Origin of the sequence: Glutamicibacter ardleyensis (assembly GCF_014644555.1) — a bacterium.
Classification (GTDB): Bacteria; Actinomycetota; Actinomycetes; order Actinomycetales; family Micrococcaceae; genus Glutamicibacter; species Glutamicibacter bergerei.
On the sequence record NZ_BMKX01000002.1, the window covers coordinates 451,639 to 472,197 of the forward strand.

The window sequence follows — 20,559 nt, forward strand, 5'->3', positions numbered from 1 at the left end:
AGAGCACAGTATTGAGACAGTACGATATGTAGATCATTCTGGGGCGTTCGCCCTGATGGAATCCCGTTTTACCCCTGTTTTATGGGGTATTGGTCAGACTTGACTATAAAACGAAGGGTTACTGGTTCAAGTCCAGTTGGAGGAGCTTACGAAGTCCCGATCCGCACTGCGGATCGGGACTTTTCACATTTGCACGCAAGTTTGGGATCCTGGATCCGAGGGTTAGTCACCAAGTTTTTCTCGGGGCGTGGGAGCTTCCCACAACCTGCGGGACTCTAAATACCAAAAGTAGCTAAACAGACCGATTTCGTACCATTCGACGATGAATAACGCCTGGGCTATCCCTAAAGCATTGAGTACAAACCAACCGATGATGCCCAGTGCCATCAGGATCAGTAACACCGCATAATGTATTGGGCGTCCGCCGCTGGTATCTACCTCGCAGAGGTCTTCTCGTCCAAGATGGCTGGCAATCGCAACGCCCATGCTGAGGATCAGCAACAAGGCTGCAGCGTAATGAACGCCGGCAAAGTCCGTGCCTTCTATGCTTCGCCAAAACAACAAGCCGATGAATGCAACTAGCGCCACGGTGCTCGAAAGGCTCAGAATCGTACTGAGTTTACTCGTGTGCAGCGCGCGTGGAGTCCACTTCTTGGTTTTCCATTCAAGCCAGACAAACACCGCAGATACGACTAAGACCGCGACTATCGAGATTTGCACTGACCGAATGAGCTGAATTTGCGCGGATGAGGTTAGCGACGACAGCGTTTGGCCGAGTCTTGTCGGTACTAACGCCACAAAGATTGCGTAGAATCCGGCGAGGTTTAGTGCGTAGTCTTCTAGGGGAGCGCCCTTGTAGACCACCAGCAGGACTCCAGTGGAAACGAGCATCGCGACGAAGAGATCTCGGCTGGGACCCAGATAGTAGGAACTGATCGAGTCCTCGACTTTACCGTTTAACAGACCATAGATCACGATGGCCACCATGAGCAGTAGCGGAACCACCAGTAGGGCCAGCCTGACGTAGCGTAGGGTGTCTCGGCCATAGAGGATTTCGTCTTTGCTACTCATACTTGAATTCTGCAACAGCCGCTGCGTTGGCTAGGAATTGTTTGCAACTCAGCGTGTCGGCGTGGCGATAGTTTGTAGGAATTGCGGTGTCAGGAATCAACTTCCGGCCCATCCATGGCCGAAGATGGACTCAGTAACTAGTTATCCACCAAGGACTTTTCGAGGAAGATCAAACTTTGCGCGTTCAATTGCTGGTCATTGAGGACTGTCCTAATTCAGCCGTGGCATCTAATCGCCTTGAGGCGGCGTTCAAGTTGCTAGGAATCGATGGAGCCTCAGTGGTGCACCGTGTGATGAAAACGCGCGCAGACGTGCTTGGCACCGAATTTGCCGGATCTCCAACGATTACCGTCGATGGTTTAGACCTTTTCCCAAGTACCCCAACCGAAGAGCTAACCTGCCGTGTCTATTCGACCCCGCTTGGTCTGCAAGGTGCACCAGCAGTTGAACAATTGGCCGCCGCATTCACCGCCCGAGGCCTTAGAAAGCGCTAGCTACAGTGGTGCTGTACGTTGCCTAACAGAGCTGGGAGCACGCCATAAAGTGTCCACCTGCGGCTTCGTTGATGCCGATGCCACCAGCGCAGCTGATCATCACGTACGGCGTTGATTCCTGGCCCCTGTTGCCTTGGTCAGTGTGTGATTTCCTATGCGACGTATCATCCAGCATCTGCTCTTTCAAAGCTCGCTCAGGCTAAAGTGTCGGAGCCTGACCGTAATGTCATTGATGGATCAACCAAGATTCAAATCGTCTCACGACCATGGGGTAGTGAGCGGTTCACCTCAACGCTTTTCTTAGCGTTGCCATCACTTGAGGAAAAATCATGACTGTTGGAACTCCATTGGAGCCCGCACCACACTCGCCGGTCCCGCCGGCTAAGTCCACCGCAGGTAAAGGTCTAGGCATTGCAGCCTTGGTCATCGCGATTGTTGCCTTAACCCTGTGCTGGGTCCCGATTGTTAATAATTTTGCTGCGGTGCTCGGCTTTGTCGCCCTAATCTTGGGTATTGTTTCACTGGTCTTCGCTGCCAAGCGTCACGGGAGCAAAGGACTGGGTATTGCCTCAAGCGTGATCGCTATCGTGGCAATCATCCTGGTTTTTGTTACACAGGCCGCCTACGTCAAAGCCATAGATGGTGTCTCAGCAGCCATTGAAGATGCTGCGGACGGTGAGGTCGCAGCCCCAGAGAAGGTTATCGAGCAGGCAGCGGATGAATCCGCTGTGTTCAAGGTGGGCGAGGCAATAACGATAGGCGAATATTCCGTCAACGTTAGTTCGGTAAATCTGAACGCTGACGCGGCAATCGCCAAGGCGAACCCGTACAACGACAAAGCCGAGGGACAGTACGTCCTGGTAGACCTTTCGGTGGTCTACAACGGGGACGAAGAGGGCGACGCATGGATTGACCTGCAAGCAGAACTTGTGGGAGCCGACTCGCGTATCTATAGCACCACCACCTCGATGGCCACGCCAGCCAAGCCGGCGATGGATGTCCCGACCCTGACCAATGGTGGCAAGGGTGTTTACCAGGTCGTCTTCGACGTGCCTGAAAAGGCACTGAGCGACGCGAAAATTCGTGTCACTGAGAGCCTGTCATTTGATGATGCTGCAGGACTTTGGGCTACCAAGTAATCTAGCGAAATCTGCTAATGAGCATGGGCCAGGCCGCACGGATATCCCGTGCGGCCTGGCCCATCTCTGTATTAGCCCGCAGTAGCTACTCTATCGATGTGGATCTGCACAGTGTATGCGTACTGTTCAACCACTTCATCAGGATCAAATTCTTCGGACGGGAAATATCCCAACACTCGTAGCCCTTCAGCCAACCCAAGCAGTTGACAGGCCACGGCGGAGGCATGGCGACGGTCTTCGGTGGTGTCTCCAATGATCCGAGCGACCCCATTGAGGTACTTTTCACGCAACTCCTGTTGTGTGATTTTCGGGGTAGGGGATTGTCTGATCCGTGGAACTAGCGTTTGCCACGGATCGATAACGTCATCCTCGCGACGATTCAGGATCTGCTGCACCATGGCCCGGCCAAGACTCTCACGCGGAAGATCCAAATCTGCGAGTGGAACCGTGACCGTGTTCGCGACCGTATATAACTCGGCCTTGGATCCAAAAAGCTTGATCACCAACGCGGGGGAGACTTCGGCAATTTCGGCGATCTCGCGCACGGTGACATCGTGGAATCCGCGTTCGCCAAAGAGCCCGGCAGCGGCTTTGCGAATTCGTGCCCGCCCATTGTCCGTGCTCATGCTGGGAGCTCGATATCAACCCGTTCGGTCCGGGCACGCAAAATGACCTTGACTGACGCAGCTGTCTCGGTCTGCGGCGAAGCTGCCGTGAGCACATAGGTACCCACCGGAGGAAGATCTAAGGTGTAACTACCTAGATCATCGGTGTGGGTCGCAGCGATGAAGTCACCGGCGCCTGCACTGAGGCTTACCAGCGCACCGGCTACGACGGTTTCACCGGAAGCTACCACGCCACTGAGCGAGAGCATATGGTGCAGTTCAATGTCATGTTCCGTGATGCCTTCGGAGAATGTTACTAAATGGGAGCTGGGAACCCATCCAGCGGCGTTGGCGACCACCACATAACGGCCAGGTCCAGGCAGTACCGCGCTAAATTGACCTTCGTGGTCGGTACGAGCCCAGTCGCCAGGTACTCCATCCTCGCGGACAAAAGTCACGATGGCAGGTTGTTGGGTCCCGGGTCGCGGAGTCATGATGACCCGGCCATGAACCATGGTCTCTTCGACATCGGTCTCAATTTTAGGCACTGGGCTGCTACTAGGGATAAACAGCGCAATACCGATACCGATGATGGCGGCCAACGCGGCGAGCCAAAAGGATAAGTGCATTGCGTTAAGCGAGGGCAAGGGAACGCCGTTGTACTCCACGACCATCGTGGCAAGGATTAGTCCGGTCAAAGCACTGGCCACCGTGGTGCCTAGCGAGCGGATCAGTGCGTTCACGCCGTTGGCGGAGGCGGTTTCGGTAATTGGTACCGCACTCATGATCAGTGTTGGCATCGCCGCGTAGGAGAACGCGACGCCAACGTTGACCAGTGTGGCTCCCACAATGATCTGCCAAACTGCATCATCGAGGAAGACTCTGGCAATATAGGTTAACGCCATGATGGCGCCACCAAAGATAATGGTAGGTTTGCCGCCCCAACGATTGAGCATTGCTCCGGCCGCGCCGGAGAGCGCAACCATGGCCAATCCCGAGGGCACCATGGCCAAACCTGCAACTAATACCGAGAGGCCAAAGCCATAGCCCGTTTGTTCGGGGATCTGTAGCTGCTGAGTGGTGATAAGCATGTTAACGAACATCGCCACGCAGAGGAAAAACGAGGAAACGTTGGTTAGTAACACTGGGCGTTTGACGGCGGTGCGCAGGTCAATCATGGGTTGGTTGACGCGTAACTGCAACGGAATCCAGCCTGCAAGCAATGCGAGCGAAAGGGCAAAAAGACCCAGCGTGAGAGGGCTGGTCCAACCCCAGCTGGCACCCTTGGAAATTGCGAGCAATGCGGCGGTCAAAAGAACTGAGAGCACTAGCGCGCCGGCGATGTCGAAGCGGCCCGGTGTGGTGATCTTTGATTCTTTGACCAGCAGCAGCACGCCCACGAGGAAAACTAGTCCCAGTGCGGCGGAAACCCAGAACAGGGATTCCCAACCGTAGGCGTTGTAAAGTAAGCCCGACATTGGCATGCCTAAGGCCGAACCGATGCCCAGGGTTGCACTCATCAATGCGACGGCGGAGGCTACTTTTTCCTTGGGTAGTTCATCACGGAGTACTGAGATGCCGACAGGAATTAAGGAAGATGCAAATCCCTGCATTGCTCGGCCTGCGATCAGTGAGCCAAAACTTCCGCCAATTGCTGCCACTAGCGAGCCCGCGGTCATGACGGCCAGCGCCAGTATCAGCATCTTGCGTTTGCCGTACATGTCGGCCATGCGTGAGATGACCGGGGTGAAAATTGCGGCGCTGAGCAGTGTGGCGGTGACCAGCCACGATGAGTCTTCTGCGGAGACACCGAGGATCACCGGAAAATCCGGTAGGAGCGGGACAACAAGGGTTTGCTGGAGCGCCACTACCATTCCGCACAGGGCTAGGACGGTGGTGGTAGCCCATGAGGGGACGGAACGAATCGGCACGGCGGTGGCCTAACAAAATAGCTGAATCAAATAAGGGTAAACAGCTGTTTACCCTTGGTAAGAACACACTGTTTCTTCAGCTACTGTCAAGTAGGTTTGAAGCGTGCCGTGGCGGAAAATTGTGGCATCTGAGCTTGTCGGGAACACTTTAGTCTCGAACTATGCGTCGCATGCCCGGTCCACTCAACCGTCGTCGCGGTATGTATGAGACCTTGAAAGTCTGGTATTCAAATAGCTAAAAGCAAAGAAGGCGAAGCGGCGCTCTGCAAGCGCGGCTCCACCTTCAAAGTTTTTGAATAATCTGTTAGCGCTACTGATCTAACGCAGCGATGGCACGCACCGCGCGCGCAGCCTCTGCACCCTTCTTGACGAAGTGCTCAAAGTAGAACGTCTGGTGCTCGTCATTTGAGTGGAAATGATGTGGGGTCAGGCTCACCGAGAACGTTGGCACATTCGTGTCCAACTGAACTCGCATCAACCCGTCGACCACTGCTTGGGCAACAAAATCATGGCGATAAATGCCGCCATCCACCACAAGTGCGGCAGCCACTACGGCATCGTACTTTTCGCTCTGTGCGAGGCGCTTCGCCTGAAGCGGCATTTCATAGGCGCCCGGTACGGTGACCACGTTCAGCGTGTAGTCGGTGCCGGACTCGTCCATATCGGCTTCGAAGCCGGCTAAAGCTTGGTCGACAATATCTGCATGCCAGCTCGCTTTGATAAACGCGATGTTGAGTTGCTTGCTCATATAATTCTCCGTAGGTCAGGTCTTTTGATAGCTAAATTTTTGGCTCACTAATGACAGCTTAGTGTCCTGCATCTCATTGGCTTAATGGCGTCGACAACCCACGTCATTATCGCTTGATCATTTCAGTTGCTGGGCTGCAATGCGCTTTGGCTTAGCGCCAGCCCAGCAGCGGAGCGACATGTTTCAAGATCGATTCGATGACGTGCGCGTTATAGTCAACGCCCAGCTGATTGGGAACGGTGAGCAGCAACGTATCTGCCGCGGCAATGGCCTGGTCCTCAGCCAGCTTCGCGGCCAGTTCATCGGGTTCTCCAGCGTAGGACTTGCCGAAGACCGCGCGAGTTTTCGCATCAATGTTGCCGACTTGGTCCGAGCTGTATCGGTCACGCCCGAAGTACTGCCAGTCGCGTTCATCGGTGAGTGCAAAAATGCTTCGGCTAACCGAGACACGTGGTTCGCGCTGGTGGCCGGCTTCCTTCCATGCCTGGCGGTACAGTTCAATCTGCTCGGCCTGCTGAACATGGAACGGCTTGCCAGATTCGTCGTCCTTGAGTGTGGAGCTTTGCAAATTCATACCGAGTTTCGCGGCCCACACCGCGGTGGAATTAGAGCCGGACCCCCACCAGATGCGTTCGCGTAATCCTTCCGAATATGGCTCGATGCGTAGCAGTCCCGGGGGATTGGGGAACATTGGCTTCGGGCTAGGTTGGGCAAACCCTTCACCGGAAAGTACTTCAAGGAGCCGTTCAGTATGACGGCGTCCCATCTCTGCGTCCGACTCACCATCACGCGGTTCAAAACCGAAGTGGCGCCAACCGTCAATTACCTGCTCCGGTGAACCGCGGCTGATGCCCAGCTGTAGCCGGCGATTGGAGATGAGGTCTGCGGAGCCGGCGTCCTCAGCCATATACAACGGGTTTTCGTAGCGCATATCGATCACACCGGTACCGATTTCAATGCGGCTAGTGCGTGCACCAATTGCGGCGAGCAGCGGGAATGGGGAAGCGTATTGCTGAGCGAAGTGATGCACTCGGAAATACGCGCCATCCGCTCCGAGCTCCTCAGCGGCGACCGAAAGATCTATGGCTTGCAGCAGCGCATCCGAGGCAGTGCGAGTTCCTGACTGTGGGTGATCAGTCCAGTGTCCAAAGGACAGAAATCCGATGTTCTTCATACTTGACCCAACGAGTAGTTTCCGATCATTATTCCTTGGGAGCCGGCGGGTTGATCAGCTAGCAGCAATGGACCGCGGCGACCTTTAATGTGCCACTGAATCTGGTGCGGCCAAGGGAGGGTAGAACACCGCGGCTTTACGGGTGAGCAGGCTTTCTTGCTTCACCATCACGCGTTGGGAATTTCTGGAGTTCCGGCGCCGCGACGGCGCAGCACCGGCTCGGCCTTGCCAGTGCCGCAACCGGCGGTCGCACCGGAACAGCAGGATCCTGCGCACCCGGAGGAGTTGGCATTGCCGGCATCGCTCGGCTGGCGGGAGGCATGGTCGGCGGCTTCGTGCAGCGCTTGGGCGATCTGCGCTGAATCCTGGCCTTCCTGCCCGAGTACTACAAATCCGGCATCGGCGATCATCGCTAGGTCGGTGCGGGCATCTTGCCCTTCGCTGGTCAGGTAGTCGCCCAAGAAAATTGAGTTGGCTACTTCTAGGGCTGTGGCTTGCATCGAACGCAAGTGCATTTCCCGGCCACCAGCAATACGCAGCTCCTTGTCTGGGCAAGCTAGTCGTACTAGCGCGAGGATGCGCAGGCAAGCGAGCGGGCTGAGATTCCAAGTGCCTTCCAAAGGTGTGCCGTCAAAAGGCATGAGGAAGTTGACCGGGATTGAATCCGAGTTCAGGGCGCGCAGCGCGAAGACGGCTTCGATGAGTTGGTCGGTGCTTTCGCCCATTCCGACAATTAATCCGGAGCATGGGGACAGTCCGGCTGTCTTCGCTTGCTCGACGGTTTCCACGCGCTCCTGGTAACTGTGGGTGCTACAGATCTGAGGGTAGAGGGATTCCGCAGTGTTCAGATTGTGGTTATAGGCGTCAGCTCCGGCGGACCTAAGCTGTGCGGCCTGCCCGTCCTTTAGGATGCCGAGGCATGCGCAGACTTCGATCTGGGGATGCTCGGTTTTGAGCTGGTCGATCATGGTGGATACCCGATTGACGTCCCGGTCGCTGGGTCCCTTGCCCGAGGCCACGAGGCAAACCCGCGAGGCCCCACCGGCAATTCCAAGCCCTGCTTGGCGGACCGCTTCCTCTGGTTTGAGCCAGGTGTATTTCAGGATTTCTGCTTTGGACCCCAGTCGTTGGGAGCAGTAGGTGCAGTCCTCGGGGCATAGTCCGGACTTGAGGTTGACCAAGTAGTTCACCTTGACGGTATTGGCGAAGTGCTTGCGGCGCAGGAGGCCTGCGGCGGACACCAGCGTGAGTGTCTGCTCATCTGAGGTCGAGATGATCATGTGGGCTTCGGCGACGGTGAGTCGATGTCCCGCGCTGATCCTTGAGACTAGGGCAAAAGGGTCAACCGGGATGCGTTTTGGTGCGGTCATAGTAGCCATGAGAAATCTCCAATTGAACGGTGTTCAAGAATGTTTGACTTCACTGTACAGGGAATTCTTCAACCATTGAACACTGTTCAGTAATAAGGCTGCAAGGTTAATCAAAAATGCTCGCGTCATTCGGCACAGGCCAAACGACGCGAGCATTGTCCTACGTCCGCTAAACCGGGGAAACCACCCGAACCAACGGATTATCCAAATCACCGGCGTAGAGCAGGCCGCCGGATTGATCCGTGAGATCTAACATCTGCTGATTATTGCGAAGCTGTAAACGGTTCAGGCAAGACAGCGGGAAGCTTGGGGCAAACAAGCCCAAGTCATCAAAGTGCTGCGCGAACTGTGGATGCTGCGTCCTGTACTCCAACAAGCGTTCCGCGACGATAGTCCAGAATTCCCCCTCCGCCAGGAGCCCCTCGGTGTCTAGCAACGGTGCAAGGAAACGGAAGAAGGAGTCGAAGACATCGGTGAATACCGACAACACTGGATCTCCGCCGGTGCGCACCCGACGGATTTCCTCTGGAAGCTCGACACGATCGGATAAAATCGCAATCTCTTCTCCCAAGTCCTTCAGTAGGACCTTCTTGACTACACCGTTTTCCAACACCATAATCACGTTCTCGCCATGTGGCATGAAGACTAAGTCATAAGCGGCCAGGCAATGAACCAAGGGCACCAGATAAGCGTCTAGATAGCGGGTCAACCAGTCGGCCGGCGCTAAACCACTGCGGCGGATTAGCGCCCCGGCGAAGGAGTTCCCGGAGAAATCTACATGGAGCAGACTGGCCATCGTGGCTAGTTTTTCTTCAGATTTGAGCATACTGATGGGCGACTCGCGCCAAAGTGCCGCGAGCATCTTGCGTTGCGGTGCGGTTTTATTAGTAGCTGCTTCAAACTGTGGGTTGCGATAGCCCACCGCGGCGATTTCGCGCAACAGAGCCACCGGTGCTGTGGAGAGCACCGGGTCGTTGTCAAACAATTCACCCAGCCACTGGTTGATAGCGGGGGTGACCTTCATATATTCCGCGCTCAACCCACGCATGAAGCCCATATTCAGGATCGACATCGCGGTCTTGACGTAGTGACGTGTGGGGTCAGAAAGATTGAAGAAGGTGCGAATCGATTGTTGTGCCTGGTATTCGTCCTGGCTATAGCCGAGCCAGATCAGGTGCTTGCGCGCAATGTCATTCGCGAAAGTGATTGATAAACGGTTTTCCCACTGCCAAGGGTGAACGGGCATGTAAATGTAGTCGCTCGGCGACAATCCGGTACCGAACAGTGCACTGTCAAGAGTTTCATCAAGGTATTCGCGTTCCTCCGGGTCTAACTGTGTAGCCAATAGTGTCTCGTAATCGAGGGTGTCGATGGCATCAAATTGGGCACGCGACGTGTGTGCCGCGACCCACCCGAGCTTCAGGGCCGAGCCAGTTTCCGGAGCGTAACGCAGATAGTCGCTGCGGCCTACACCCATGCGGCCATTGTTAGCCACAAAGCAGGGGTGGCCCTCGGTCATCGAAGATTCCACAAGCTGGAAGGACTGGGCCGCGCTGCCCGGGAACTGGGCTAGCTGGGCCGAGGTATGGGTGGCGTGCGCCTGCTTGTAGCAGTAGCTAGACAAGGTGGAAGAGAGCTCTTCCAGATAGACCGGCAGCTGAGCTTCGGAGAGCGTCAACTCACGGTAGAACAAGGTGATGAAATCAATGACATCAACCTCCGCTTCGTGCCATGAATCATTGACGAGCTGCTGGTATTGCAGTGATTCTGCGGCGACAAGCCAGTGATTAAGTTGGTAGCGGCCGGCGGAGAAGATCAAGCGGTGTCCATCTTTCTGCACGCAGTAGCGCCGCTCGCCGTATTCGACCGGATCAAGGAGGCGTTCGTGACAGAATTCGCCGAGTGCTTTGGCCAGCACATGACGATTGGCGGCCTCCCAGCGTGGTGGAGTGAGGAATGAGGAACCTAGGCTGTGGCCGGTTGCTTGTTCAAAATCATTTCGGGTACAGACGGAAAGCAACGCCTGCTTGATTGATCCGTCTGGTTCTGACAGAGCTATCGGGCGGACCGGGCGGAAACCCACCCGAGCGTTGAGAGCCTGGATGGCTTTATTGCGTAGGTCTGGTTCCACGATGACGCGTTCGACTCCGGGGCGGGTGAAGGCGTGGCGCATTGCTTGGGTGAGTGCTTCCAATGTGAAGCCCGGTTGCGGTTCGCTGGTTTGCGGCGCTAAGAAGTGCAAGCCGCGATCTCCGCGAACGTAATTGTAGGCTTCGCCCAACGCAGTGCTCTCCGGGTTGTAAAGCTCGAGCAGAAATTTTTCGGTGCCGGTCTCATCAAGGCCCAGCAATACTTGGTAGTCCGCTGTGGACAGCAGGCCACGGTATTCGGCAGCTATTTCTGTCGCGGTTGCGGTGGGCATCCCCCAGTAGGTGGCATGTTCGGTAGCGATCCACGCGTGGAGCAACGCGGTATCTTCGGGCAGGATGAGCGTGCGGAAGGTGTAGGTGGTCATGGTTCTTCTTTCCTTAGTCGCGCGAGCTGGAGGTGGTTACGGTCGGCAGGTCGGTCAGTTCTGCCGCGCCGAATCGTTGGAAAGCAATGCGCTCTTCGACCGGGTAGACCTCACGGCCGGTGATTCGGTTGATGATCACCGAGTTTCGGTAGGCGCCCATACCCAGATCAGGGGCCGTAAACCCATGAGTATGCAGTTCCGCGTTTTGCACAAAAATATCTTCACAGGCCCCGATGGAGTATTCACGGTCCACGTCGACCCGCCCGTCGGCGAGGTATGTTATCCGCTGGGTGATTCCATTGAGGAAGTCAGGGGTTCGGGAGCGGTAGCCGGTAGCCATCACCAAAGTATCGGCGCAGAACTCCAAGTTTTCTTCGGTACGTTCGTGGCGCAAGCTGACCGACAGGCCCTCGCCTAGTGCACCGATACCGCTTGCACTGCAGCCGGTACGCAGGTGGACATTGGCCGCTTTGCTGATGCTGCGCTGGTAGAGCTCTTCGTAGATTTCATCAATCAGATCCGCATTGATGCCCTTGTAGAGTCCCTTTTGTTCGGCGCTGAGCGCGTCACGCTTTTCCACGGGCAGCGCATGAAAGTGGTCGATATATTCCGGGGATGTCATTTCCAAGGTGAGTTTGGTGTATTCCAGTGGAAAATAGCGTTCCGAGCGGGTGGCCCAAATTAGATGGTCTTCCTCGGGCAAATTACGCAGCAGGTCCAAAAAGATCTCGGCTGCGCTCTGTCCGCTGCCCAGCACGCAGGCGATCTGCGGGCGGGATGCTTGTTGGCGTGGAGCGAAGATTTCTTCGCGATGGAACATGTAATCACTTGAATGCATGACCTTGCCCGTTGTTTGGGCTGCTTCGTCAATAATCGGTGGGAGGTAAGGCTTGGATCCGGTGCCAAGGACTAGCTTGTCTGCGCTGAAATGGGTGACCCCTTGAGCGGTGAGCACCGATAGCTGGTAAGCCCCGTCCGTGTATTCGGCCGAGAGCACGCGATGTCCGAATCGGACGCTGGGCAGTAGGCGCGAAGCCCAAGCGAGATAGTTACTATATTCGTTGCGTAAGGCGTAGAAATTTTCGCGAATATAGAACGGGTAAATTCTCCCCTGTTCCTTCAGATAGTTCAGGAAAGAAAATTTATTGGTGGGGTCTGCGAGGGTGACGAGGTCTGCCATGAACGGCACCTGAAGATGTGCACCATCGAGCATCATGCCGGGGTGCCAGACGAAGTGGTCGCTGGCGTCTAATACCGCGACCTTCAGCTCCGGGAGCGGAGCGGTGAGGGCAGCAAATCCGAGATTAAACGGCCCAGCGCCAATGGCAATGACGTCAAAGTGTTCTTGGGCTAGTGCACGGGTCATGCGCGGGCTCCTTCTGTGCGTTCGAACAGTAGGTCGTTGCCGACCCGGCAGATCGCGTCGAGTATCTCGGTGAGGTCTTTCATAGTGGTGTTTGGATTCAACAAGGTCAGTTTGAGCATGCGTTCCCCGCGGACGGTGGTTGCCGCGATCATTGCTTCACCGGTTTGGTAGAGCCGGTGACGAATCTGATTTGTCAGCTCGTTATGCTCGGCTTGGTTCAACTGGGCATTGGGGACAGTGAATCTGAAGACTAGGGTGCTTAGCTGCACCGGGGCTTCCAGCGTTAGCTGTTGTCTCAGCGAAATTTCAGCCTCCAAACTTTCTGCGAGTTTGAGGACCTGGTCGAACATGGCACCTAGGCGTTGCGCGCCAAGGGTGCGCAGAGTGACCCAAAGTTTCAGCGCATCAAATCTTCTGGTGGTCTGCAACGATTTATCTACCTGGTTCGGTGTCTGTTGCGCTTGCGACCGCGGATTGAGGTATTCAGCGTAATGCGTGATTGATTCAAAAGAGTGCGCGTCCTTGAGGAGCAGTGCGCTGGAGCCGATGGGCTGGAAGAAGGACTTATGGAAGTCCACGGTGACCGAGTCTGCCAGTTCAATATTGTCTAATCGCTGGCGATGCACCGCGGAAAGCAGCAGTCCGCCACCGTAAGCGGCATCGACATGGAACCAGGCGCCGGTTTCTTTAGCCAAGGCAGCTATCGGCGCAAGCGGGTCGATGGAACCGAAGTCGGTAGTTCCCGCGGTGGCAGAAATGGCCATGGGGAGCAGGCCGGCCTGTAAGTCATTGGTGAGCTGTGTGCGAAGTGCGTCTGCGTCCATGCGGTGCCACGCATCGGTGCCGATAGCGATCACGGCTTCATGGCCGAGACCCATCATCATCGCTGCGTTGGAGATGCTGAAGTGTGCGTCCTGGGAGGTGTAGATACGCAAATTCTGTAGGCGTTGCGGTAGCGAACCTGTCATTTTGGATACCGCGATATTGCGCGCAATGAGCATCGCTTGCAGATTGGACTGGGTTCCGCCGGAGGTGAAGATACCATCGGCGGTGTTTGCTGAGTATCCGATGAGCCGTGTGGTCCAGTCGATGAGTCGGCGCTCAATCAATGTTGCTCCGGCACTCTGGTCAAAGGTATCCATGGAGGTATTCAAGCTGGTGACAAACGCTTCGGCAGCGACTGCGGGAATGGCCACCGGGCAGTTCAAATGAGCGGCGTACTTCGGATGATGGAAGTAGACGGCGTCACGGAGGTAAATCTTCTTCAGTTCATCAAAGGAGTCGGCGTGGTTTCCCAACGGTGCGTCGAGGTCAATCCCCGACACCAGCTTCTGAAGGTCGTGTGGACTCGGTCCCGTGGTGGGAGACTCGACGGCTGCCAGTTGGTCGGTGACGCGCAATAATGCTTCGCGTGCTTCGGCTTCGTAGTGGTCTAAGGTGTCTGAGCAGAGTAATGAATTATCAAAAAGCTGTGATTCAGACTGGGGGATGTGCAGGGTCTCAAGTGAGGTTCCCACGGATACTCCTCGCATGGTAATTATGTAGTTTGGTTAGTCTTCCCTAACTGCAGACTATTAACATCACAAGTAAGTAATGTATTGCAACCCCAGTGTGTATTTGACTGGCCGGTGGACGCTGTTGAAGTAATTCAAAAACACCGAGAATTCGGCAGGGTGGGTTCAGCGCTCGAGGGGGAAAAGTTTTTAGAATTATTGATCAGATGCAACCTAAAACAACTAGTGACCTACCAAAACTCTTATTCGCTTAAGAGGAAATGCGGTATCGTTGCCAATCTCGGCTCAGGTGAGCTTCCTAACACTTTTTCAGGAGCTGTGGTGAAATCTAATGTGCGAAGCGAGCGTCGTTTCCTTTATTCGAATGCAGGTGATGCGGCCAGCCGTTCACTGACGGATTTCACTGTGGACCTTATTTTTGTCACCACCTTGGGTGCGAGCGCATGGCAAATGGGGCTTCTGAACACCTTGGGTTCCCTGGCCTTCCTCGTGGCGACAATTCCCATCGGCTATTTGGTGGACCGTTATCGACCTTTGCGACTGTTGCGCATTGGACTCGCAGTGAAGGTCGTGCTCACCGTTTGCCTTTTCCTGCTGACCGTCACCGGCACGTTGAATATCGGTTACGGATTTTTGCTGGTGACGATACTGGGAATGTGCAATGTCGTAGGGGAAACCGCTCAAGTTTCCGCAGTCCCACAACTCAATGCGGTCTCGGGTGCCCAGCGCTCCAGCTCCATCAGCGCATTGATCGCCCGGCTGACGGCTGCGGATCAGTCCTTGGCGATCATCGTTCCAGTGGCCGCAGGCACCGCATTTACTCTCCTCGGGGCCTCAGCACTCTTGACCGTGAGCGCAGTCTTGGCGCTGATCGCGCTGAGTTTGGCCTGTCTGGTCAAACTTCCTCGCCAAGACGGCCAGCGGAGGGAGGAAGATACGGGGCAGAACGCCGAGCACGACACCCATTGGCGCTCCGGCCTCACATACCTTCGCCATAACCGAATATTGATCGCCGTAACTTTGGCAATGATGTGCTCAAACTTCGGTTTGGCCTTAGGCAGTGCGGTTGAAGCGCTGTTCATTATCAACTATCTAGGCTTTGGAGCCTTCGGCTTTGGTATCCTCGCTGGTCTTGGCGGTGCTGGGGGACTACTCGGAGCTGCACTAGCCACGCGGATCGCTGTTCGTTTCAGTACGACCCAACTGACTACGGTCACCATGATGATCAAACTTGTGTTGGCCACAATGGTATTTTTGGCGGCCTTTACCTCTCCTACAATTTCCATGACCCTGCTCGCGGTGCAATCAGCATTTTGGGGCGTTGCTTTGATCATTTTTAACGTCGCGGTCACTGCGTGGGTTGCTGATATTACTCCCGAGTACCTGCTAGGTAGGGTTAGTAGCGCTCGCCGGTTGTTTACCTTTGGCGCGGTTCCGATAGGAAGCTTGGCTGGTGGCGCCATTGGTTCAGCGTTCGGGCTGCCGGCCGCGCTCGCGCTGTGGCCACTATCTATTGCCGTAGGACTCATCGGTTACTTGATTGTTCGGCCCAGCAAGGTGCAGCCTGAGGTAGCGCAAGTGCGCCGGCGGTAACCGATAGGCTTGGAGTGCCACGTCCTCAACAGAAGGCTAATACGCCCGTGAAACTCGTCATTGATGCCCGATATACCAGGGTCACCCATCACGATGGAATTAGCCGTTACACCGCAGGACTCATTGAGGCTACCTCGAAAATTGCCGATGTAACGATGCTGATCAATGACATGCGACAGCTTGCACTCCTGCCAGAGGTCCCGTACCTAAAAATTTCCGGTCCGACCAGCGTCCTAGAACCCTTCGTTGCCCTGCAGATCAATAAGTTGCAGCCAGACGTGGTTTTCTCCCCGATGCAGACCATGGGAACACTGGGACGAAAATTTCCGGTAATCCTCACCCTGCATGATCTGATCTACTATTCGCACCCGAATGCGCCAAAATTCTTGCCTGCCCCGATTCGATGGGGATGGTTCCTGTTTCATCAGGTCTACTTCCCTCAACGACTATTGCTGAACCGCGCGGACGCCGTCGCGACAGTTTCAAATACCACGGCCACACTCATGCGAGAGCATCGGTTGACTAAACGACATATTGGTTTAGTTTCAAATGCCGCCTCGGCACAAACCTCTGTTCGTGACCAAAATCGTGTCGCGGCCAAGACGTTGCTATATATGGGCTCGTTCATGGAATACAAAAATGTCGAGACCTTGATTCAAGCCATGAGTTTGCTTCCTGAATATCAGCTGCATTTGCTTAGTGGTATCAGCGCGGAGCGTCGCGCGGAGTTGGAAGCGAAAACCCCTGATAGTACCCAAATAATCTTCCACAATGGGGTTAGCGACGAGCAGTATGCGAAGATGCTCGGCGAGTGCACCGCGCTGGTGACGCTTTCTCGCGAAGAGGGCTACGGTCTTCCACTGGTTGAAGCGATGAGCATGGGAACACCTGTGGTCGTTACCGACATGCCCATTTTTAGAGAAGTAGCTCAGGACGCGGCGCTCTACGCGCATCCCGATAGCGCCCAGGCCTTCGCAGACCGGGTGCACCAGCTCTCAGCACCAGAAGAATGGCGGAAGTACTCAGAGCGTGCACTGCGCCGTGCCGCGCACTACTCATGGGAAACCTCTGCGCACCAGTTGATTGAGCTGGCACAGTTTGCCATCAACAACTCAGCAAAGACCACAAACTAGCCTTCAAGCATTAACTGGAGCAGCACCTAAGAGTGGATTTCAAAACGGGACTTGGCTAGTGCTAAGGTTGTTCTCGTAGCATTCCTCCATAGCTCAATTGGCAGAGCATTCGACTGTTAATCGAAGGGTTACTGGTTCAAGTCCAGTTGGAGGAGCCGAAGAATCACCCTGTTGTCAGTTTGTGAAAGCTAGCAACAGGGTGATTTTGTTTATCCTCGTTTTGAAGTATGTCTGAACTTTGGCAACCAGCAAGAAACCTCTGCGCAGTAGCGAGTGAAACTTTCACCGAACTTTTCTTCCAAGTCCCTTTCCTCCAGTGGGCGCACCATCAAATTCCAGATGATTGAGCCGCTCAAAGAATAGAGGATTATGAGCCATGAATTTGCGATCAGCCCTACACTGACTCCCTGTACGATGCCTGCAACCGCCATAGGATTGCGAACATATCGGTAAGGGCCACGGACCACCAGATACTGTGGCATTGCAGAGGGCAGGGGAGTGCCCTGTCCCAATTTGGCCATAATGGTTGCCGACCAAACACCCAACGCGCTGGCGAGTAAGAGCAAGACATAACCAGTCAAACGAACCCAGTCAGCAAAGCTCACGTGCACTGCGAATCGGTGTTCAGCAAAGATTATGAGCGAAGGAAAGAGCGCAAGGAACACAAACCAAAAACAAAGTAGCTGGGCGAAGGTCTGACGTATGTGGGCTCGGGTACGTTTGGATCGTGCAGTCCTGAAGCGAAAAGGGCCAGATGCAAACCACTGCGAGGGAAACCGCCCGAACCATAAGACCAGACCGGCTGCTCCGGAAGCAAAGCTTGCGGCCAGCATGATCAAGGCGCCCCAGCCGGCATTGGTGGATATCAGGGCGTAGACAAGCATCAACCCTGTCATGAGCCAGGTCCACGGTATCGCCACCCATAATGCCGCACGTATATTGCAGGCGATTAGCAGTGAGGCGAGAGCAAACAAAGGGATGTCGAACCATGCCAATAAGAGAGGCGGCAGATCGCCAAGCGTCAACATGGTGACGGTCGGGCTTACGAAAACCGCGAACCACCATAACAACCCGCCAACCCCCTGAACCGCGAAATACGTCCTGGCGAGCATTAACTGATTATTGCGCTGCAAGTGTGGTTCGTTTGTAGCTGAGGAGTTCACCAGTCTGTTAGACATGGAGACAAGCCTAGATGAACCATGGCTGGTGCAACTTCTTGACCTATATGATCGTTTCTTTTTATGCTGCGCATCACTAAGTGAATTGCTGAGGTGTTGCGGAACCAAACGTCGAAAATCGCTGCCGAACCCCTTGAACGTCGGGGCTATTTACGTCTTCAAGCGTAGAAGTTGGTCGATTTGAAAACCCATCTTGGCCAGTGCTAAGGTATTACACGTTGCATTCCTCCATAGCTCAATTGGCAGAGCATTCGACTGTTAATCGAAGGGTTACTGGTTCAAGTCCAGTTGGAGGAGCTCTCGTAAAACCCCAACCGTTTCGAACGGTTGGGGTTTTATTTTTCTTAACGCTGCAGCGTAGCTCAGAGTTCGGCTGCCTAGGGTTTTCCCGCAAAAAATCAGGGGGAACCCGGATATCACTGCCCATATCGAGTTGGCTAGGATATTTACTAGATAATCGCCAGTTTCAGTGCACGTGGGTTTTGGTTGATCCGCTTGCTAGGTGGAGACGACTGATGGGAATAGTACTAATACTTTCCTTCATTCAGCGTGATGAAGGTATTGATCAGGTGAAAGCTTGTCTTCTCTACAACACGATTAGTCTGCAGATTAGCCATGAACAGCTTATGAACAATGAAGCGCACATATTGATTGGGTCGCTTCCTATAAGCTCAAGTGAATAGACGATAGACTTTCAAATCGTTAACACTTACACCCGTGGCATGAGATAGAGCTGTGGGGTTTACGCCTGAAGACTGATACGTAGACGGTAACCGGGGTGCTAGCGTGGAAACACCGGTTGCCGAGCGATCGAGAATATGGAGAAACCATGTCTGAAGCTGAATCGACGCAAGCAGATGAAAGCCTGAAGTCAAGCGTGAAGAGTGCCAAGGCTCAAGTTGATGGACTCAAAGAGCTTGTCCCACAGCAGCTGACGGACGAGCTCAAGCTTGGCACCACCCTGCTCAAGAAAAAAGGCATCAGCCTGGGCATGGCAGCGGGTTTGGGCGCTGGCGCGCTCGTCGTTGTTTTACTATTCGTGATTGCGGTAGTCGTCACTCTAGTGAATGTTTTAGAAATTTGGTTCCTTGGCTGGGCCGCAGGATTGATAGTTGCCGGGTTCTTCCTGATCGTGGCATTAATTCTGGCGCTAGTGATGTACCTGAAGATCAAGAAGGCCTTGCCACTGACTCCTGATGCAGCAATTCGAGGCATCCGCCACGATATTGGTGTGCTCAAGGACGGTAGCAACTTTGACGTCAGCACCTTGGATGAGCCTAAGCGTAAGAAGGACGAGGAAGACAAGGACGCGAAGGACAAGAAGAAGGAGCCTAAACCTCCTGCTCCAAGCGCGGACGAACTGATTCTTCGTACCAAGCGTCGCCGCCGTCAGATTCAGGCACTGCGTGACAACTTGGGCCAGAGCGTTCTGGGTCCCAAAGCAAAATTGGATAAAGCACGTCATTTTGCTGAGAATGCCGGAGAATCAGTGACCAACGCTGCTGCTAAGGCACGTAGCTTCGTCACACCTTCCGCAAATACCGGAGAAAATAACGAGGCTGGTCGGGCAGGCCAAGAACGGGCAGAAAAAGCTAAGCCTTTCGCGATCATCGCTGCCTCGGCGGCTGCGCTTGTTGCAATTATCCGTAAGTGGATCAAGCGTTCCTAGGTTCCTGAACCGATGAGGTGACGCGCAGACTTCACGCCATCCGGCGGCATGACCTCTCGGACAATAAAGAACTCTTGGGAAAGGCACTGACATGGTTTGGATCGCTATTACAGCGGCACTATGCGGTGCCTTTTGCCTTGCCTTTGGAGCTCAATTTCAATCGAGCGCGGTGAGGAAAGCTTCGGGCGGGCTAGAGCTCACCCTGAAAAACTTGGGGAAACTGGCGGGCAACAGGCGGTGGATGAGCGGGTTGCTCTTGCTGGGCCTGGGTATGGTGCTTAACGTATTTGCTCTGGCAAGCGCCCCGTTGACCGTAGTGCAACCCATTGGGGCTATTGCCCTGGTGGTAACCACCGTGGTGAATTCGCGAGAACACAAGCTCACCATGAACAGGCCGACGGTGCTGGCAATTATTAGTTGCATGGTCGGTTCGGCCGCATTCGTTTTGATGGCTATCAACGTCACTGGCGAGCAGCACCTTGTAAATAACGCCGAGGCATTACTCATTGAGATGATTCTGGCCGTCGTGGTTGTGGTCTTTGGAATTCTTGTGCTTCTCTTCCGGCACAAACTGGGCGCCTTCTTTTATATCGTCGGGGCGGGCGTACTTTTTGGGTTTGTGGCGGTACTCGTGCGCACCATCGCGATTGCGATATTGAATTTCGAAGTACAAGATTGGAAGTCGCTACCGTGGATTGCACTGGCCGCAGTGGTAGTGGCAGGTTTACTCGGATCATATTTTGTACAAACGGCTTATTCGAAGGGGCCACCAGATTTGGTGATCGCCGGACTGACCGTGATCGATCCGATGGTCGGCATCGCCATCGGCATCTCTATTCTTGGAGAGCTTCGCCCAGATGTTCCTGCGGTGTTGGCGATCTTGATGGTGGTAGCCGCCGTGCTGGCCATCATCGGCGTGGTGGCGTTATCTCGCCACCACCCGGATGTTCTAGAACGCAAAGCTAAAGCAAGACATTCACAAAAAATGTCTCATAAAGATGCATAAAAGCAGTAGAAAATCTTCCACAAGACAATATGTTGAACGAACAAGGACAATAC

At 54.6% G+C, this 20,559-nt stretch carries 16 protein-coding genes and 2 tRNA genes; 8 read left to right on the forward strand and 10 right to left on the reverse strand.

The window, feature by feature from the left end; all coding sequences use genetic code 11:
- Nucleotides 1-222 precede the first annotated feature (222 nt).
- Nucleotides 223-1,071, reverse strand: a complete 849-nt coding sequence (locus IEX04_RS06795; RefSeq protein ID WP_188684658.1) for a hypothetical protein — start codon at nt 1,069-1,071, stop codon at nt 223-225.
- Between the two features lie 290 nt (nt 1,072-1,361).
- On the opposite strand from IEX04_RS06795, the gene IEX04_RS18760 reads away from it, so the two are divergent.
- Nucleotides 1,362-1,565 (forward strand): hypothetical protein, encoded by a 204-nt coding sequence (locus tag IEX04_RS18760; protein ID WP_229677041.1) that lies wholly within the window; start codon nt 1,362-1,364, stop codon nt 1,563-1,565.
- A 329-nt stretch (nt 1,566-1,894) separates the two neighbouring features.
- Nucleotides 1,895-2,704 (forward strand): DUF4352 domain-containing protein, encoded by an 810-nt coding sequence (locus IEX04_RS06805; protein ID WP_188684662.1) that lies wholly within the window; start codon nt 1,895-1,897, stop codon nt 2,702-2,704.
- A 71-nt stretch (nt 2,705-2,775) separates the two neighbouring features.
- On the opposite strand, the gene IEX04_RS18765 is transcribed toward IEX04_RS06805, so the two are convergent.
- The 8 genes from IEX04_RS18765 to IEX04_RS06845 form a co-directional block, all read right to left on the reverse strand.
- On the reverse strand, nt 2,776-3,330 hold the full coding sequence (locus tag IEX04_RS18765) for a TetR/AcrR family transcriptional regulator (RefSeq protein ID WP_188684665.1): 555 nt from the start codon (nt 3,328-3,330) through the stop codon (nt 2,776-2,778).
- Nucleotides 3,327-5,240, reverse strand: a complete 1,914-nt coding sequence (locus IEX04_RS06815; RefSeq protein WP_229677042.1) for an MFS transporter — start codon at nt 5,238-5,240, stop codon at nt 3,327-3,329. The genes IEX04_RS18765 and IEX04_RS06815 overlap by 4 nt, the downstream gene beginning before the upstream one ends.
- A gap of 310 nt (nt 5,241-5,550) precedes the next feature.
- Nucleotides 5,551-5,988, reverse strand: coding sequence for a 6,7-dimethyl-8-ribityllumazine synthase (locus IEX04_RS06820; protein ID WP_096256732.1), 438 nt, complete (start codon nt 5,986-5,988; stop codon nt 5,551-5,553).
- 151 nt (nt 5,989-6,139) lie between these two features.
- Nucleotides 6,140-7,162, reverse strand: coding sequence for an LLM class flavin-dependent oxidoreductase (locus IEX04_RS06825; RefSeq protein ID WP_188684666.1), 1,023 nt, complete (start codon nt 7,160-7,162; stop codon nt 6,140-6,142).
- A 167-nt stretch (nt 7,163-7,329) separates the two neighbouring features.
- On the reverse strand, nt 7,330-8,532 hold the full coding sequence (gene bioB, locus IEX04_RS06830) for a biotin synthase BioB (protein ID WP_096256796.1): 1,203 nt from the start codon (nt 8,530-8,532) through the stop codon (nt 7,330-7,332).
- A 169-nt stretch (nt 8,533-8,701) separates the two neighbouring features.
- The gene (locus tag IEX04_RS06835; RefSeq protein WP_188684668.1) at nt 8,702-11,047 is read right to left on the reverse strand and encodes a GNAT family N-acetyltransferase; all 2,346 of its coding nucleotides are present in this window, start codon (nt 11,045-11,047) and stop codon (nt 8,702-8,704) included.
- A 13-nt stretch (nt 11,048-11,060) separates the two neighbouring features.
- The gene (locus tag IEX04_RS06840) at nt 11,061-12,413 is read right to left on the reverse strand and encodes a lysine N(6)-hydroxylase/L-ornithine N(5)-oxygenase family protein (RefSeq protein WP_188684670.1); all 1,353 of its coding nucleotides are present in this window, start codon (nt 12,411-12,413) and stop codon (nt 11,061-11,063) included.
- Complete coding sequence (locus IEX04_RS06845) at nt 12,410-13,930, reverse strand: pyridoxal phosphate-dependent decarboxylase family protein (RefSeq protein ID WP_229677043.1); 1,521 nt, start codon at nt 13,928-13,930, stop codon at nt 12,410-12,412. Before IEX04_RS06845 ends, IEX04_RS06840 begins: the two co-directional genes overlap by 4 nt.
- 318 nt (nt 13,931-14,248) lie before the next feature.
- Between IEX04_RS06845 and IEX04_RS06850 the strand changes: the two genes are divergently transcribed.
- The 3 genes from IEX04_RS06850 to IEX04_RS06860 all read left to right on the forward strand — a co-directional run bounded on the left by IEX04_RS06850 (nt 14,249) and on the right by IEX04_RS06860 (nt 16,808).
- Nucleotides 14,249-15,520 (forward strand): MFS transporter, encoded by a 1,272-nt coding sequence (locus tag IEX04_RS06850; protein ID WP_188684674.1) that lies wholly within the window; start codon nt 14,249-14,251, stop codon nt 15,518-15,520.
- Nucleotides 15,521-15,567: 47 nt separating this feature from the next.
- Entirely contained in the window at nt 15,568-16,653 is a 1,086-nt protein-coding gene (locus IEX04_RS06855) for a glycosyltransferase family 4 protein (protein WP_096256738.1), read from the forward strand.
- 82 nt (nt 16,654-16,735) lie between these two features.
- A tRNA-Asn gene (locus tag IEX04_RS06860) sits at nt 16,736-16,808 on the forward strand.
- A 54-nt stretch (nt 16,809-16,862) separates the two neighbouring features.
- Here IEX04_RS06860 and IEX04_RS06865 read toward each other — a convergent pair.
- Nucleotides 16,863-17,786: a methyltransferase family protein gene (locus IEX04_RS06865; RefSeq protein WP_229677044.1), complete on the reverse strand. Its 924-nt coding sequence runs from the start codon at nt 17,784-17,786 to the stop codon at nt 16,863-16,865.
- Nucleotides 17,787-18,055: 269 nt separating this feature from the next.
- Between IEX04_RS06865 and IEX04_RS06870 the strand changes: the two genes are divergently transcribed.
- From IEX04_RS06870 to IEX04_RS06880, 3 genes are all read left to right on the forward strand, one after another.
- Nucleotides 18,056-18,128: transfer RNA gene (locus tag IEX04_RS06870), tRNA-Asn, on the forward strand.
- A 532-nt stretch (nt 18,129-18,660) separates the two neighbouring features.
- Nucleotides 18,661-19,500 (forward strand): phage holin family protein, encoded by an 840-nt coding sequence (locus IEX04_RS06875; RefSeq protein ID WP_188684676.1) that lies wholly within the window; start codon nt 18,661-18,663, stop codon nt 19,498-19,500.
- Between the two features lie 91 nt (nt 19,501-19,591).
- Entirely contained in the window at nt 19,592-20,506 is a 915-nt protein-coding gene (locus IEX04_RS06880; RefSeq protein WP_188684678.1) for a DMT family transporter, read from the forward strand.
- Nucleotides 20,507-20,559: the final 53 nt, after the last annotated feature.

What these genes read in the sequence shown, in the direction of transcription:
- IEX04_RS18765 (WP_188684665.1), bottom strand. Translation starts at nt 3,330, where the DNA reads ATGAGCACGGACAATGGGCGGGCACGAATTCGCAAAGCCGCTGCCGGG.
- IEX04_RS06820 (WP_096256732.1), bottom strand. Translation starts at nt 5,988, where the DNA reads ATGAGCAAGCAACTCAACATCGCGTTTATCAAAGCGAGCTGGCATGCA.
- bioB (WP_096256796.1), bottom strand. Translation starts at nt 8,532, where the DNA reads ATGACCGCACCAAAACGCATCCCGGTTGACCCTTTTGCCCTAGTCTCA.
- IEX04_RS06835 (WP_188684668.1), bottom strand. Translation starts at nt 11,047, where the DNA reads ATGACCACCTACACCTTCCGCACGCTCATCCTGCCCGAAGATACCGCG.
- IEX04_RS06880 (WP_188684678.1), top strand. Translation starts at nt 19,592, where the DNA reads ATGGTTTGGATCGCTATTACAGCGGCACTATGCGGTGCCTTTTGCCTT.
- IEX04_RS06825 (WP_188684666.1), bottom strand. Translation starts at nt 7,162, where the DNA reads ATGAAGAACATCGGATTTCTGTCCTTTGGACACTGGACTGATCACCCA.
- IEX04_RS06840 (WP_188684670.1), bottom strand. Translation starts at nt 12,413, where the DNA reads ATGACCCGTGCACTAGCCCAAGAACACTTTGACGTCATTGCCATTGGC.
- IEX04_RS06795 (WP_188684658.1), bottom strand. Translation starts at nt 1,071, where the DNA reads ATGAGTAGCAAAGACGAAATCCTCTATGGCCGAGACACCCTACGCTAC.
- IEX04_RS06805 (WP_188684662.1), top strand. Translation starts at nt 1,895, where the DNA reads ATGACTGTTGGAACTCCATTGGAGCCCGCACCACACTCGCCGGTCCCG.
- IEX04_RS06875 (WP_188684676.1), top strand. Translation starts at nt 18,661, where the DNA reads ATGTCTGAAGCTGAATCGACGCAAGCAGATGAAAGCCTGAAGTCAAGC.